Origin of the sequence: Arthrobacter sp. SRS-W-1-2016 (assembly GCF_002009585.1) — a bacterium.
In the GTDB taxonomy this organism is placed as follows: domain Bacteria; phylum Actinomycetota; class Actinomycetes; order Actinomycetales; family Micrococcaceae; genus Arthrobacter; species Arthrobacter bambusae_A.
Genome location: NZ_MTPV01000059.1, coordinates 1 through 13,487, shown reverse-complemented (window position 1 = coordinate 13,487; position 13,487 = coordinate 1). Strand labels below are relative to the sequence as shown.

15 protein-coding genes, 1 pseudogene and 1 riboswitch are annotated in these 13,487 nt (G+C 63.0%); of the genes and pseudogenes, 6 read left to right on the top strand and 10 right to left on the bottom strand.

Features of this window, described 5'->3' with window-relative positions; genetic code table 11:
- Positions 1 to 233 precede the first annotated feature (233 nt).
- On the top strand, positions 234 to 542 hold the full coding sequence (locus BMF89_RS21655) for a hypothetical protein (protein WP_139359671.1): 309 nt from the start codon (positions 234 to 236) through the stop codon (positions 540 to 542).
- A 3-nt stretch (positions 543 to 545) separates the two neighbouring features.
- Positions 546 to 956, top strand: coding sequence for a MauE/DoxX family redox-associated membrane protein (locus tag BMF89_RS22795; RefSeq protein ID WP_078107762.1), 411 nt, complete (start codon positions 546 to 548; stop codon positions 954 to 956).
- A 165-nt stretch (positions 957 to 1,121) separates the two neighbouring features.
- On the opposite strand, the gene BMF89_RS14225 is transcribed toward BMF89_RS22795, so the two are convergent.
- The 5 genes from BMF89_RS14225 to BMF89_RS14205 all read right to left on the bottom strand — a co-directional run bounded on the left by BMF89_RS14225 (position 1,122) and on the right by BMF89_RS14205 (position 7,254).
- A complete protein-coding gene (locus tag BMF89_RS14225) occupies positions 1,122 to 1,604 on the bottom strand; it encodes a carboxymuconolactone decarboxylase family protein (RefSeq protein ID WP_078107761.1) in 483 nt (160 codons plus the stop codon).
- A 38-nt stretch (positions 1,605 to 1,642) separates the two neighbouring features.
- Positions 1,643 to 2,977 carry an LCP family protein gene (locus tag BMF89_RS14220; protein WP_078107760.1) on the bottom strand — a complete coding sequence of 445 codons (1,335 nt, stop codon included), beginning with the start codon at positions 2,975 to 2,977 and terminating at the stop codon, positions 1,643 to 1,645.
- Positions 2,978 to 3,105: 128 nt separating this feature from the next.
- A complete protein-coding gene (locus BMF89_RS14215; protein ID WP_078107759.1) occupies positions 3,106 to 4,221 on the bottom strand; it encodes an LCP family protein in 1,116 nt (371 codons plus the stop codon).
- Positions 4,222 to 4,229: 8 nt separating this feature from the next.
- Positions 4,230 to 5,528, bottom strand: a complete 1,299-nt coding sequence (locus BMF89_RS14210) for a CBS domain-containing protein (RefSeq protein WP_078107758.1) — start codon at positions 5,526 to 5,528, stop codon at positions 4,230 to 4,232.
- Between the two features lie 64 nt (positions 5,529 to 5,592).
- Entirely contained in the window at positions 5,593 to 7,254 is a 1,662-nt protein-coding gene (locus tag BMF89_RS14205; RefSeq protein WP_253190823.1) for an NRAMP family divalent metal transporter, read from the bottom strand.
- Between the two features lie 250 nt (positions 7,255 to 7,504).
- Positions 7,505 to 7,676: riboswitch (M-box (ykoK) riboswitch) on the bottom strand.
- A gap of 47 nt (positions 7,677 to 7,723) precedes the next feature.
- On the opposite strand from BMF89_RS14205, the gene BMF89_RS14200 reads away from it, so the two are divergent.
- Together BMF89_RS14200 and BMF89_RS14195 are read left to right on the top strand one after the other, a co-directional pair.
- Positions 7,724 to 8,089, top strand: coding sequence for a metalloregulator ArsR/SmtB family transcription factor (locus tag BMF89_RS14200; protein WP_078107757.1), 366 nt, complete (start codon positions 7,724 to 7,726; stop codon positions 8,087 to 8,089).
- Entirely contained in the window at positions 8,086 to 8,553 is a 468-nt protein-coding gene (locus tag BMF89_RS14195; RefSeq protein WP_253190822.1) for a peptidase, read from the top strand. The genes BMF89_RS14200 and BMF89_RS14195 overlap by 4 nt, the downstream gene beginning before the upstream one ends.
- A 2-nt stretch (positions 8,554 to 8,555) precedes the next feature.
- Here BMF89_RS14195 and BMF89_RS14190 read toward each other — a convergent pair whose 3' ends face one another.
- From BMF89_RS14190 to BMF89_RS14180, 3 genes are read right to left on the bottom strand one after another with little or no spacing between them, the layout of a single operon-like run.
- A complete protein-coding gene (locus BMF89_RS14190) occupies positions 8,556 to 9,245 on the bottom strand; it encodes a hypothetical protein (RefSeq protein WP_078107755.1) in 690 nt (229 codons plus the stop codon).
- A complete protein-coding gene (locus BMF89_RS14185) occupies positions 9,242 to 10,051 on the bottom strand; it encodes an ABC transporter permease (RefSeq protein ID WP_078107754.1) in 810 nt (269 codons plus the stop codon). The genes BMF89_RS14190 and BMF89_RS14185 overlap by 4 nt, the downstream gene beginning before the upstream one ends.
- Entirely contained in the window at positions 10,048 to 10,977 is a 930-nt protein-coding gene (locus tag BMF89_RS14180) for an ABC transporter ATP-binding protein (RefSeq protein WP_078107753.1), read from the bottom strand. The genes BMF89_RS14185 and BMF89_RS14180 overlap by 4 nt, the downstream gene beginning before the upstream one ends.
- Before the next feature lie 38 nt (positions 10,978 to 11,015).
- Here BMF89_RS14180 and BMF89_RS14175 point away from each other — a divergent pair, with 38 nt between their 5' ends.
- Entirely contained in the window at positions 11,016 to 11,531 is a 516-nt protein-coding gene (locus BMF89_RS14175; RefSeq protein ID WP_171983500.1) for a DUF2127 domain-containing protein, read from the top strand.
- A 33-nt stretch (positions 11,532 to 11,564) separates the two neighbouring features.
- On the opposite strand, the gene BMF89_RS14170 is transcribed toward BMF89_RS14175, so the two are convergent.
- Together BMF89_RS14170 and BMF89_RS14165 are read right to left on the bottom strand one after the other, a co-directional pair.
- Positions 11,565 to 12,239 (bottom strand): hypothetical protein, encoded by a 675-nt coding sequence (locus BMF89_RS14170; protein ID WP_139359670.1) that lies wholly within the window; start codon positions 12,237 to 12,239, stop codon positions 11,565 to 11,567.
- The gene (locus BMF89_RS14165; protein WP_171983499.1) at positions 12,236 to 12,925 is read right to left on the bottom strand and encodes a cation diffusion facilitator family transporter; all 690 of its coding nucleotides are present in this window, start codon (positions 12,923 to 12,925) and stop codon (positions 12,236 to 12,238) included. The genes BMF89_RS14170 and BMF89_RS14165 overlap by 4 nt, the downstream gene beginning before the upstream one ends.
- A 155-nt stretch (positions 12,926 to 13,080) precedes the next feature.
- Here BMF89_RS14165 and BMF89_RS22435 point away from each other — a divergent pair.
- A pseudogene (locus BMF89_RS22435) lies at positions 13,081 to 13,487 on the top strand (HNH endonuclease); the annotation flags it as partial.

Below are 13,487 nucleotides of genomic sequence, written 5' to 3'. Positions count from 1 at the left end.
GCGTCTGCAGCCGGGAGCGCATTCGCGGACCCAGCTCACCAGCATTGCGTCAGCACAGCACAAAAATTCATCGGAATGAGCTGCATAAACGGCGTATGGTGGGAGTATTACAAAGTGTATTGCACGGTTTGCCTCGGAAGTTGCGGGCCGGATCGTGAGATAAATACCTGTGTGCTCTGCTAGCTTTATACACGGCTACACACTGAAATTAATCCACATTTGGTGAGGTTGACATGAAAAACAAAGTACTTCTTGAATATGTAGGGGATTATCCTTCAGGGGAGTCTCCTGACCCTAGTAACAAGGGAATAATCAGCCTAGAGTTCGCGCTCGAACATCATGGGGGGTATAGCTTTGACATGGAACTACCAGATGGCAGTTTCATCCCTGTCTCCCTCGAGGAATTTCGCGGCAAGGATCCCAAAACTACGTTCATTGTCCTCGGAGTTGAATCAATCCCCGATAGCCCCGAGGACTACGCGCGTTGGGAAGCCAGGGTCGTTGCCAAGCGCGGGCCGATTCGAAGAACACCGCTTAGGTAGTCGATGACCGTCCTGCGGATCGCACTAACGGGATATTTGGCAGCGACGCTGCTGTTCCCCGCCATCCAAAAGTTCCGCGCCCGCGGGAAGCTCTCGTCATATTATGCGGAGCTCTTCAACACGAACGAGCCTCGGGCTCGCATCGGGATCGTTGCTCTTTGTGCTGCCGAGGCCGTCCTCGCCGTCCTACTGGTGCTTCACGTGCAGCCCATGATCACAGGTGGTGCAGTGATCGCTCTCTTCCTTGGATTCATCGTCTTCCGGCTCCGACTGCTACGACGATTCAACGGCACCACAGCCTGTGGATGCAACGCTGAAACCGGAGCGACCACGCGGTCGGAAAGCCGCGGAGGTGTAGCAGGAGTAAGCCTGTTGGCGGTTTTAGCCTTCGCCTGGACCCTTTTAGCTATTTAGCCTACTGGCTGCCCCTTCGTGGGCGCTTCCTCATCGCGCCAGTTGCATCAGTCATCGCATTGAGCCTCGGATGCTGGGGTCTGTACCTGTGGTGGCACATTAAGCGGAAGAATTCGAGCACCGAGCCTCCACCAGGCTGAGAGGAATCCTGCGACTCCGCGCCCTTCAGGACGACGGACGGGCCTTGCGCACAGGGTGCTCGCTCAGGATGGACAAGCGGTTGAAGGCGTTGATGCCGATGCACGCCATGCACAGCACGCTGATCTGTTCTTCGGTGTAGACCTTCCGCGCGCGTGCGAACAGCTCGGGAGTGGGACGGGCAGTGCTCATGCGCGTGATCTGTTCGGCAAGCTCAAGCGCCACCTGTTCGGCCTCGTCGAAGAGCCCCACCTCGCCATGCACCGACACCAGGGAAAGCCGCTGCTCGGTCTCGCCGTAGCCGATGGCGCGGCGGTGATGCAGGTCCAGGCAGAAAGCGCAGCCGTTGATCTGCGAAGCCCGGTAGTTCAACAACTCGAGTGTGCGGCGCGGGATCCCAGTCCTGTCCGCCTCGACAGAGACCTGACCCGCGTAGTCGGACAGGGCCTGATAAAGTCCGGGCTGCTGCTTGTCCAAATAGCCTGCGAGCTTCGGGGTATTTTCACTCATTCGCCGAGCCTATCGGAGAGAGCTACCTAGATGCTGCGCTACTTCACGCAGGGAATCGCACCGCCCTGCAGCGCCCCGGTGGAATCCGCGTAGACGTTGCTTGGGGGTGCAGGCGGAGCGGCTGGCGCTGCAGCCCCTGGGGCGGGTGCCGCTGGAGGTGCGGTCGCCGCCGTCGAGGCAGCCGCCGTCGTCGGGGTCGCCGTCGGGGTCGGTGCGGGAGCCGGCGGGACCGGGGTGAGGAGATCCTTGACGGTGGCCTGCACCTGGCGGATGTCGACGGTGTTGATGGAGGCACCATCGGGGGACGTGCCGAAGCCTGTGATCGGCAGGGTGGAGAAGGAGATGTTGCCGCCGGTCAGGGACGTGGCCTGCTGGGCCAGTTCAATGAGGTTCAGCTCGGAATCGACCACGATGTTCTTGCTCACGGCATCCAGGACACCCTGCATTTTCCCGATATCGGTGAAGGTCCCGGCGTCCTTGAGCTGGTGGGAGACCGAGGCAATGAAGGCCTGCTGGCGGCGTTCGCGGTCCAGGTCCGAGAACAGGTACGTCGGATCTGACGTGTCCCGGCGCTGCCGCACGAACGCCATGGCCTGCTTGGCATTGATCTGCTGCATGCCCGCTTTGAAGTCGGCCCCGGAGAACGTGTCCTGGGTGGCCTTGTTGACGCACACGGTGATGGGCGCGATGGCCTGGGCCGTCTGGTAGAACGCCGCCATGGTGACTTCGAGGAAGTGGTCGATGTGAACGCTGCCCAGGAACGAGGTGACAGTCGCGATTTCAGCCTTGCGTCCGGCGTCGCGCGCCGCCTGGTAGGTGGTGTCGTCGTCGGGCTTTCCCGCGTTGATCAACGAGGTCTTCTCCGCCGCGAAACCGTAGCCGTACGCCTCTTTGATCTTGGCCTTGAACGGGCCGCTCCCCGGGATGCCGTCCACCTGGACGTAGTCATCCCGGGGAATGGAAATACCCGTTGCTTTGGAACCGTCCGCGGGGATATGGATGAGCATCAGGACGTTGGAGTTGTAACCACCGATATTCTCATCGCCCGCGTGCAGGGCGTCGTACATCTCCGGGGGAAGGGGCTTGCCCTTTTCGTCAACCCTTGTATCGAGGCCCATGACCAGGATGTTCGTGTCCTGGGTCAGTTTCGGCACCGCCGCGGGCTGGGTTTTCATGTCCTTCAAGACATCCGAGCGCTGGACGTTGTTGTTGACCGCAACCGCCGTCGCGCCCACATAGGTGACAGCGCTGGCGGCTGCCAGGGCCACGGCGGCGACAACCGCCGTGGCCGAGATCAGGATGATCGATTTACGCCGGGACTTGCGGCGCATGTGGCGAGGACCTGGAGAGCTTGCCTGGTGTCCATCACTCATGAAATTCTCCTGTCCCCGCCGTTTTGGCGTGGTGGCTCGGTCCGCGGCGCGACCAGCGGGTAAGCAGATTGTAATCGGCCATCCCGGTTATGGCCCCGATGACGCGGGAAACCGTCAACCGCCAAGTCTCATTTGACGCAGGGAATGTTGCCGCCTTGGAGGGCTCCCGTGGAGTCGGCGTAGGTGCTGGTGCTGGGGGTCGGTGCTTGATTGGCCGATCCAGAGTTGGCGGGGGCCGGGGTTTCGGGTGCTGCGGTCGCCGGCCCCGGGGCCTGGGCCGGGTCCGGGGCGGTGGTGCTAGCACCGGGCGCCGGCTGAGTTGCCTGTGCGGGGGTGAGAAGTTCCTTCACGGTGGCCCGGACCTGGTCGATGTCCACGGTGTTGATGGACGCGCCGTCGGGGGACGTGCCGAAGCCCGTGATCGGCAGCGTCGTGAAGGAAATGTTTCCTCCGGTCAGCGAGGTTGCTTGCTGCGCCAATTCGATGAGGTTCAGATCGGAATCGACCACGATGTTCTTGCTCACAGCATCCAGCACGCCCTGCATCTTGCCGATATCGGTGAAGGTCCCGGCCTGCTTGAGCTGGTGGGACACGGATGTGATGAAGGCCTGCTGGCGGCGTTCGCGGTCCAGATCCGAAAATTGGTAGTTCGGATCGGACGTGTCCCGCCGCTGCCGCACGAAAGCCATGGCCTGTTTAGCGTCGATCTGCTGGATGCCTGCTTTGAAATCGGCGCCGGAGAAGGTGTCCTGGGTGGCGCGGTTGACGCAGACGGTGATGGGGGCGATGGCCTGGGCCGTCTGATAGAACGCCGCCATGGTGACTTCGATGAAGTGGTCCACGTGGACGCCGCCCAGGAACTGCGTGACGGTGGCGATTTCGGCTTTGCTTCCGGCGTCGCGGGCTGCTTGATAGGTGGTGTCGTCATCGGCTTTACCGGCGTTGATCAGGGAACTTTTTGCGGCGTCGAACCCGTAGCCGTAGGCTTCCTTGATTTTGGCCTTGAACGGATCGCTTCCGGGAATGCCGCTCACCTGGACGTAATCATCGCGGGGAATGGAAATTCCGGTGGCCTTGGAACCGTCCGCGGGGATGTGGATGAGCATGAGCACGTTTGAGTTGTAGCCGCCGATGCTCTGGTCCCCCGCGTGGAGCGCGTCGTACATCTCCGGTGGAAGCGGCTGGCCCTTTTCGTCGACCCGCGTATCCAGTCCCATGACCAGGATGTTCGTGTCCGTGCTCAACTTCGGGCCTAGTGACCGGCGCGTGTTTCGGAATCGACGTGGTTGCTGCCGGGCGCCGCACGGTGGTGTTCGCGGCGGGCCCAGTCGCTCGGGATCGCCGCTTCGAGGGCGTCGTCCACGGTGATGACACCTAGAATCCGGCGTTCGGCGTCCAGCACGGGGAGGGTGAGCAGGTTGAAGTCGGCCATGGTGGTGGTGACTTCGATGATGTCATCGCCGGGCTGTGCGCTGACGGGCTCGGCGTCGGACACGTCGCTGAGCTGCTTGTCCTGGTCTGACTGCAGGGCCTGGACAAGGCCGATGACCCCTGCGAGTGTTCCGTCCGGGTGGAGGGAATAGATGGTTGTCAGTGCTTCCGGTTGTTGGGCGGTGGCAGTTCGGACGCTGTTGATCGCCTCCGCGACAGTGGCTGTAGAGGGCAGCGCCGTGTAGTCGGTTCCCATCAGTCCGCCGGCCGTTGCGTCATGGTAGCCAAGGAGGGCCATGACTTTGGCGTGCTGGGTTGACGGCAAGAGGGCAAGGATCGCCTTGCGGCGTTCCTGGGGCAGGTCCATGACAGCATCTGCGGCGTCGTCGGCCCGCATGTGGGCCAACACATCCGCGACGTCATGGTCACTGCGGTCCTTCAAGATCCGCGACTGCCGGTCGTCGTCGAGCTCTTCAAAAACGTCCGCCTCAAGCTCGGGATCGTTGTGCACCTGGGCCAGGAGTTCGTGCTGTTCTTTGTCGGAGGAGTCCTCAATGAGATCAGCGATCTGGGCCGGCTTCATCTTGCGGAATCGTGCCGATTCCGAGCGCACCTTGCTGGAGTCCTTGTGTCCAATGAGAGGCAGGAACTGGTTCCAATCTCGGGTGGCGTGGGGTTTGTGGCTGCGCTCGGTCCGGAACCAGCGGGGCTTATGGACGTCGAGCCCGGTGGCCTCCCAGGTGTCTCCGTTCCGGCTGAGTTCGATGTCGTAGGCCTTGACCATCACGGTGCGTTCTGTGTCGATGAGCCGGTGTCCCAGGACGTCTTCCTGGAGCAGGACTTCGCCTTCGCGCCGGCTGAAAGGGCGCAGGTCCAGCTTGGTAGTCCGCAGCCGGACCCGGTCAGCATCGATGTCCGCCACATCCTCGACCGTGGTGAAGATCTGGGTGTTGCCCACACTGACGACCAGGCCGCTGAGTGTGGGGTAGGCTCCGTCGCGGAGACGGACGATCACGTCGGCAAGGACGCCGATCTGGTTGCCTTTGGGGTCGAGGACGGGCTGGCGCAGGAGGGTTGAAAGCATGAAACGCGATGCACTGGAGGTGTCTTTGGTGCTCATCGGTGGGAGCCTTTCGGGAGAAGGGGGCTTGACGGGCCTGCTGTGGAATTTACGCCCTCGGCGTTCAGCCGCCAATAGCCAGCTGAACCACACGGACGATGACCAGGATCATCGCGATCAGGAGGTAGGCGCGCAGGACCGTGAGCCCGGCCCTTCGCGCGGTGGAGAGTTTCGGTGCCTCGAGGAGGGTCAACGGGGGCATTCTCCACTCGCGGCGCTCGGAGTGGCTGACGGCCTCCCGGGCGGGGCCGGGACGGAAGGAACGATAGATCACATAAGCGATGCAGCCGAGAAGGCACGCACCAGCGCCGATGAAGATGATCGCCACAATGGTTCCTCCCGTCATGTCCGGGAACAGCACGCTGGACGTCAGGACCAGTGACAAGATCACGAGGATGCCGATGATGAACGCGGTGAAGATGTTCAGGAATTTGCCGTTGACCCATGGCCCGAGCACTTGCTTGTCATTACACAGCAAGAGCAGGAAGACGGTGGCAGATGGCAGGAGCACGCCGGCAAGCACCTGGACTCCCACGGTCAGCAAACCCAGGGGCGCTCCAGGAATCAGAACAACGATGGCCGAGATCAGCAAGATGCCGGCGAAGACGGCGTAGAACCCCTTGGCATCGGAAAACTTGCGGTGAAGTGAGTGCTTCAGGCCAAGGACATCACCGAGCGCATACGAGGTAGACAGACCAACGGCTGCGGCACCGATGATGGAGGCGTCAATCAGCGCGACGGCGAAGAGCACGCCAGCAGTCTTTCCAACATATTTGCCCAGGCCCTCGGCCACGCCTCCCGCGTCGGTGAAGTTTCCGAATTCAGGCTGGCCGGCGAACGTCGCGGCCGTGAATCCAATGATCGCCCCGGCGCCGACAATGACGATGGCGATACCGATCCAAAGATCGGCCTTTTCGTAGTTGATGAAACGCGGAGTGATGCGCTTGTCAATCAGGTAGGACTGCTGGAAGAACAACTGCCAGGGCGCAATGGTGGTGCCGACGATTCCGATGATGAGCAGCGTGACTGTTGACAGATCCGAACCAGCAGGTACACCGGGAACCACGAAGTCGTGAGCCATCTGGCCCAGGCCTGGGTGCGCCATCACGATGATCGGAACCAGCAACAGGGACCCTGCCACGAGGATCATGCAGACGCGTTCGAAGCGCTTGAAGGACCCTGTGGAGGCCGCCCCGATGATGACGGCGGCCGCTACGAGGACGCCGATGACTTTCGGGATGCCCAGGTAGTCAAGACCGAGGCTGATACCGATAAATTCCGTCACGATCGTCAGGGCGTTCAGGATGAATAAGTCGATCACGCTGAACGCGCCCCAGAACTTGCCGAACCGTTCCAGAATGAGGCGTGCGTGCCCGACGCCGGTGACGACGCCGAGCCTGAGCACCATTTCCTGGTTGACATAGAGGACGGGAACCAGCAGCAGGAGCGTCCATAGCAGCGAGGTGCCGTAGTTCTGGCCGGCCTGGGTGTAGGTGCCGAACGCTCCGGCGTCGTTGTCTCCGACCATAACGATGAGGCCAGGACCCACGACGGCGAGGAGAGTCTTCAGTTTGGTCTTCCAACCGCTGCCGGAACCTTCCTGATCAACCTTGATGGTGCCGAAGGCGCCCTTGATGTCGCCGATGTGCGCGCTGTCAAGGGATGCCGGCGCTTTATGTGCCGCAGGCATGGTGGGCTGCGGACCCGTGGGGATGTTGATGGGCATGGGGTGTCCTTCCCGGGACATGAAGACATCCACCCGTAGCATGCGGAGCGCACTGCCCTCGTGGCAGCCGGGTGGAGTCGCGGGCGACTAGTGGGGGGAGACATGCGCAGGCTTAACCCGCGTCAGAAGCTGGATTCAGTGCCGCGTCGAGGCGGCACCGTTGGATCGTTTATGATCATCACTCATACGGTGACCACCTCCAATCGGCGCTCTGCACAGCCAGGGAGGAGGCCGGGCGTCCCACCCGGCGGTTGCCCCTCCTCGTAAGACCTTTGGCACTTCGCGGCGTGAACCCGGCGTTCCGGGAGCCAATCGGGGCCACCCCTTAATGCCGGGGCGGCCTGTCCTGACCCGGGGCGTCTCTCGACGTTGGGGGTCGCTGGCATGTTTCCGCGAAGGAGCCTCAGCTAACGAACGGCACCTTGCTCAATATATATACCTCATTGTGTTCGTATGAAACAATATAAGCATGAATGCAGATAACGCCGTGTGCGGACGTGAGCCGGACAGCCAGTACGTCGAGCTAGCTGTCGAGGTGTTTGCGATGCTCGCCGACGCCACGCGCGTTCGGATCATTCTTGCGCTGCGCGACGGTGAATTACCGGTCACTCAACTGGCGGAACTGGTCCATAAATCACAGGCGGCGGTATCCCAACATCTGGCCAAATTGCGCCTCGGGCGTGTTGTGACCACTCGGCAAGAGGGGACCCGCGTGTTCTACCGCCTGGCGAATGAGCACGTCCGCCAGCTCGTTACTGACGCCATCTTCCAGGCCGAGCACTCCCTTGACGGAATACCGCGCCACCACCACGCCGACGTCTTGGAAGAAGTTTGAGTCAGCAGCGTGCCATGGCGAGCCTCACCGGCGTCGGGGTTCAGATCCCGGGCCACGGCAGCTTCACCGTGACGGTGGAAGCAGTGCACATGATCGACGTGTTCGGTGGAACCCTGCACTGCTACCAGGGTTCTGGTGGCTGCCGCAAACAAGGCCTCTACTTCTCCCGGACGGAGCCCAAAAAGTACCTCGAGTGCCTCGTCACCGAACTGCCCGGCCACGAGTCCGGTGCCGGCCTGAACGACGGACGGGAAATAGCGATCAGTGTCAGCCGCGAGCTCGCACCGAAGCTGGACGGTGCGGTTTTGCACTTCGGCATCTACAACAAAATGGAACGGTTTATCTGGCTATCGATGCCCTCAGTCCCAGGACATCCCTGCGTCTGCCGCAGATCCATCGGCGCCCCGGCCGGAAAACGCTCGCCTTGCCTCGATGACTCAGGGGTCGGGCTCAGCGATATCTGAGTTCATCGACGCTTGAGCAACACCGCAACCGCGGTCACGATGCACACTACGACGGCGAGGACCCCAGGCCCGGTCACGGCCTGACCGCGCCACCCTTCCCATGATGCGGCTGTCGGCAGAAGCAGCACGGCAGGGATCCCGGCCAGCGCGAGGGCCGCAATGTTGGCTGTCAGGCGCATCCGGCGTCGCGACCGCTCGGGTTTCCCGCGCTTCTGCAGCGGGGTGGGGCGCCAGTCGTCGGCTATTAGCCGGGGTACCCGCCTCACGTAGGCGAAGACGTGCACTGCAAGAGTGGCGAGCCAGACCAAGAAGCTGACAACGTGCACCCGGACCAGGATCTCCGGGGCAGGTCCGGTGACGGCCAAGGCGATCCCGCTGCCGATCAGCGTGAACGTCGACGCGACGAGCAGAGGAGCGATCACTCGCAGAAGTGGCCGGGGCGGCCCCTTGCGGCGGTAGGCGGGGTCCCGCGAGTAGTAGCGAATGAAGCGCCAGCCGGTGCTGGCCGTCTTGGCCACCACCGGGCCCGCCAGAAGCACTCCAACGAAGAAGTGGGCCACCATCAGGCTGCCCAGGGTCGGAACAGTAGCGATCTCCGCCACCGACAGCACCAGCACCACCGCACCTGTCAGTGCGGTGAGGCGCTCGTTGCCGACGACGCCGGAAGCCTCGCCTCGCGCTCGATCCGTCACGCTTTGACGTCCTGGCGTGGGAAAACGACGGCGCTCACCACAACGAAGACGGCAATCCACAAGAGTGCTGCGCCCAGGGCCGCCGGATAGCCCTGGGGCGGGGCCGGGCCAACCAGGGGCACAGTGGTCCCAACAATGGTGTTGAACACCCGGCCCGGGAACCACTGGGTGACCTGCGGCAATACCACCGCGATGATGCCTTCGACCACCAGGATGTAGGCCAGGGCGATTCCGACGCCGGCCGCGACCGAACGGGTGAGTATGGCGATGAGCATGCCCAGGGCGCTCACCCCGACGAGGCACAGCGCCTCATTGCCCAAGAACGCCAGGAAGACCCGCAGACCCTCCGGAGAGGTCCAGGCAGCCGTCTGAATCCCCTGGCTTTGGGCAACCACGAGGATGAATGTGCCGCTGATGAGCAGGGTGAGCAGCATCGAGAGCAGCACGAAAAGCACCAGTGCCAGCATCTTGCCCGCCAACCACCGCAGCCGGCGCGGCTCACAGACCAACAAGTTGCGCAGCGTCCCTTGGGACCATTCCGCGGCGAGATTGGCCGTCACCATCACCAGCGCGATGGCAATGATCAAGGATCGGGCCTGGCCAATGATCGAGACCAATCCCTGGGGTGTGGGGAACGCGGCAATCAGGCCTGTCATCTCACGCCCCGTGGCTCCGGATGCGATCTGGTGGAACGTCAGATAAGCGATAAAAGCGCTCACCACCAGCATGGCTCCCGCGACCGCCAAAACACTCCAGCGGCGGAACTTGGGCACTTCGCTGCGGAACGCACGGATCACGGAAATCATGGGTGGTCTCCTTTGATCAAAGCCAGGAACAGCTGCTCGAGGCTGGCTTCCCGTACCCGGAGGGTCAGGTCCGGCGCGCCGGCTTCCTTGGCCATCCGGTTCAAGGTCTCGGCAAAACCGGCAGGACAAGCGATGCGCAAGACTCCGTCCTCCCTCGTGACCGCATGACCGGCGTCGCCAGCAATCCGGGCCACCACATCCAGCTGGATCGCGTCCTGGGACTCGACAACTACTTCGACGCGCTGGGCCAACAGCTCCCGCGCCGGCCCGCAGAACAGGACCTTCCCTTGATTGAGCATAATCAGCCAGTCAGCGAGCTGTTCCAATTCGCCAAGCAAGTGACTGCTGAGCAGGATGGTCTTCCCTTGGCCGGCCAAACGGCGCAGCATCTCGCGCATTTCGATGATGCCGAGGGGATCAAGGCCATTGGCTGGCTCGTCGAGAATGAGCAGCTCCGGATCGGGCAGCAGGGCCATCGCCACCCCAAGGCGCTGCCTCATACCCAGCGAATACGTCCCGACCCGGTCTCGCGCCCGATCGGAGAGTCCCACCACCTCCAGCAGTTCGGCCACGCGGGATCCGGGATGGCCTCCAAGGCGGGCAAGCACCTCCAGGTTGGCCTGCCCTGAAAGGCCCGGATAGAACGCCGGCGCTTCGACCAGCGCTCCGACGCGCGGCAGGTAGCGCTCGGGTTCCGCGAGTGAGTGGCCCAGAACCGTGGCGCTGCCCGCGTCCGGCCGCACCAGCCCGAGGAGCAGGCGGATGGTAGTCGTCTTGCCTGCCCCGTTGGGACCGATGAAACCCGCAATGGCTCCCGCCGGCACACGCATGGTGAGGCCCTCGACGGCGGTTTGGCTGCCAAAGCGCTTGCTCAGGCCTTGTGTTTCAATGGCGAAACCTCGTGCGGGCTCAGAGGAGAGGGACATAGGAAAGAATGTATCTTGAGGTACCGAAGGGAAGTGTCATGACAACGAAATCGGCTCAAACAACCCTGCTCGACCGGACATTCCGCGTGAGCCTCGTCCTGAAGGGCCTGGACGGTGTTCTGGAACTGATCGGCGGCGTCCTTCTTTTGCTGGTGACGCCCAAACAAATCGGTGATCTGGTCAGGTTCCTCACCCAGCATGAACTCGCCCAGGATCCCCACGACTTCGTGGCGAACAGCCTGGTGCACATGAGCTCGAACCTCTCGGTATCGGCATCAGTGTTCGGCGCGATCTACCTGCTGCTCCACGGCCTGGTCAAAATCGTCCTGGTCTGGGCCGTCCTGAAGGACAAGCTCTGGGCCTACCCGTGGATGATCGCGTTCCTGCTGGTCTTTATCCTTTACCAGGGCTACCGGATCGCCGTGGCCTTCTCCTGGGGCCTTGTCCTCCTGACCGCCTTCGATATTTTCATCGTCTGGATCACCGCCCGCGAATACCGGCTCCACAAGGCACGAAGTCAAGAGTCCTCGGCCACGGCTCAGCCGGCGGACTGAGCGCCCCTACGGCCGGTTGAGAACGCGGCCCTGTCACGGGAGGGTCCGGCGTCGGGCTGCGACCATGGCCTGAGCTGCCGGCAGGCCGCCGATCAGCAACAAGGCCAGCGCAACAACGCCGACGGCGGTGCGGCCGCCGTCGTGGAAAGCGAACGCGACGATCGTCAGGGGGCTGCTGGCGATCATCGCCCAAGCCGCCCAAAGCGGGATGGCCCCCGCCCGGTACAACCCGATTCCGAACAGCACGTAGGCAACCAAGTGGCAAACAACGTAGACCACCAGATACGTGTTCATGACCGTGTCATTGGTGAACTGATCCAGCAACGCCGCATAAGAACCGCCGTCCCGAAGCTGAGCCATGGTGCTCGCGAGATCATCCAAGGCGGCCAAGGCAGAGAATGGCAGCCAGCCCACCACGCCCAGCAGCCCACCGATCGTGGCGAGCCACGGCATGCGACGGTAACAGAGGTAGGCGAGGCCGGCGGCTCCAGCGGGGAGCAGGAACGAGGCGATCACGAACGCTGCCACGTGCACGGCGTTCGTGACCGGATCAGCCGTCGCATTCGCGTCAATAGTTGAGGCTCCGGAAGTGTGGATGGCCGGGGCTAGCAGCCCGCCAACGAGGTAGCCCAAGGGTCCGCCGACGATCGCAATCGCGAGGACTATCCGCAACACCCGTTCGGTCCCGCGCATCGCCGGGGCGCTCATGGCCGCGAGCCACTGCGTCGATGCGCCCTCAGTGCCCCGAAGATTTCGATCAGCAAACGGACCGCGTGATATCCCACCACAAGGGCAATGATCGCCGCGACGACTGGATCAAGCCAATAAAGGCCCTGCGTAACGTAGATGACGGCACCGGCCAGTGCCACCCCGGCCGCAGCCGCGGCGTCGCCGGCGGTATCAAGAAGGACGGCACGCATGTTCAGGTCGCCGCCGGCTTTGTTGCCGCCGTCGCCGTCGTCGTCACCGCCGTCGTCACCGCCGTCGTCACCGCCGTCGTCACCGCCGAGGATGAGGGCGCCGACGAACATCACGACGGCGGCAATCCCGCTGACGATGAGCACCGGCAGTCCGTGAACCTCGCTGGTGCCGGTGATGAGCCGTCCGGCGGCGCCCGCCAGAATCGCGATGCTCAAGACGAGCAACCAGCCAGCGTTGACCCCTGCAGCCCACGTGGTGGCCATTGGGTACCCGCGTGGACGCGTGGGGGTCGGCGGCAGCTTCGACACCCGGACGGCCAACAAGGACACCCCGATAGCGGCAGCATCTGCCAGGTAGTCCACGCCCTCCGCGAGCACGCCCAAAGAATTCGCCGAGATCCCCACAACAAGCAACCCGGCCACCAGCACCAGGTTCAAGATCAGGACGACGCTCAGTCGACGTGTACGAGTCACCCCTTCAGGGTAACCATGCGGGACTGCGGGCAAGCTCTAATTGCAAGGCCGTGGCCCCTCAGCGGTCCCGAAAAAGTTCTACTAATTTTCCTGTTTTTGGGCGGGGAGGGCTTTTTGAGCCCATTACTGTCGTACCCCTCTGGAATGCTTTGGTTATGGAGGGGACTCGGGGAACGCAGCTGATGGGGACGGGCGCGCCAGCGGGCAGTGCGGGTCCGGTGTCGGGTGCCTGGGTGCGGGACTTGATCGATGCCGTGACCTCATTCCGGCCAGACCTCCCGAACGGCACGGCACCAGTTGACGGCGCCGAACTGATCAACCAGTTGCGTGGCCTGGAAGATTTGAAGTCCGCGGCAGCGGCCGCGCAGGCGAGGATCGCGGTCGCGTTCGACGCCGTCCAGCGCAGCGCCGACGCCGCGGCCGGGGTCCCGGCCGACGAACGCGGACGCGGCGTCGCAGCCCAGGTGGCTTTGGCCCGGCGGGAATCCCCCGCCAAAGGATCCCGGCTCCTCGGACTCGCGAAGGCGCTGGTCACCGAAATGCCGCGCACCCTCGCCGCCTT

Excerpts from the sequence above, each read along its gene's own strand:
- BMF89_RS21655 (WP_139359671.1), top strand. The coding sequence starts at position 234 with ATGAAAAACAAAGTACTTCTTGAATATGTAGGGGATTATCCTTCAGGG.
- BMF89_RS22795 (WP_078107762.1), top strand. The coding sequence starts at position 546 with ATGACCGTCCTGCGGATCGCACTAACGGGATATTTGGCAGCGACGCTG.
- BMF89_RS14225 (WP_078107761.1), bottom strand. The coding sequence starts at position 1,604 with ATGAGTGAAAATACCCCGAAGCTCGCAGGCTATTTGGACAAGCAGCAG.
- BMF89_RS14220 (WP_078107760.1), bottom strand. The coding sequence starts at position 2,977 with ATGAGTGATGGACACCAGGCAAGCTCTCCAGGTCCTCGCCACATGCGC.
- BMF89_RS14210 (WP_078107758.1), bottom strand. The coding sequence starts at position 5,528 with ATGAGCACCAAAGACACCTCCAGTGCATCGCGTTTCATGCTTTCAACC.
- BMF89_RS14205 (WP_253190823.1), bottom strand. The coding sequence starts at position 7,254 with ATGCCCATCAACATCCCCACGGGTCCGCAGCCCACCATGCCTGCGGCA.
- BMF89_RS14200 (WP_078107757.1), top strand. The coding sequence starts at position 7,724 with ATGAATGCAGATAACGCCGTGTGCGGACGTGAGCCGGACAGCCAGTAC.
- BMF89_RS14185 (WP_078107754.1), bottom strand. The coding sequence starts at position 10,051 with ATGATTTCCGTGATCCGTGCGTTCCGCAGCGAAGTGCCCAAGTTCCGC.
- BMF89_RS14180 (WP_078107753.1), bottom strand. The coding sequence starts at position 10,977 with ATGTCCCTCTCCTCTGAGCCCGCACGAGGTTTCGCCATTGAAACACAA.
- BMF89_RS14175 (WP_171983500.1), top strand. The coding sequence starts at position 11,016 with ATGACAACGAAATCGGCTCAAACAACCCTGCTCGACCGGACATTCCGC.
- BMF89_RS14170 (WP_139359670.1), bottom strand. The coding sequence starts at position 12,239 with ATGAGCGCCCCGGCGATGCGCGGGACCGAACGGGTGTTGCGGATAGTC.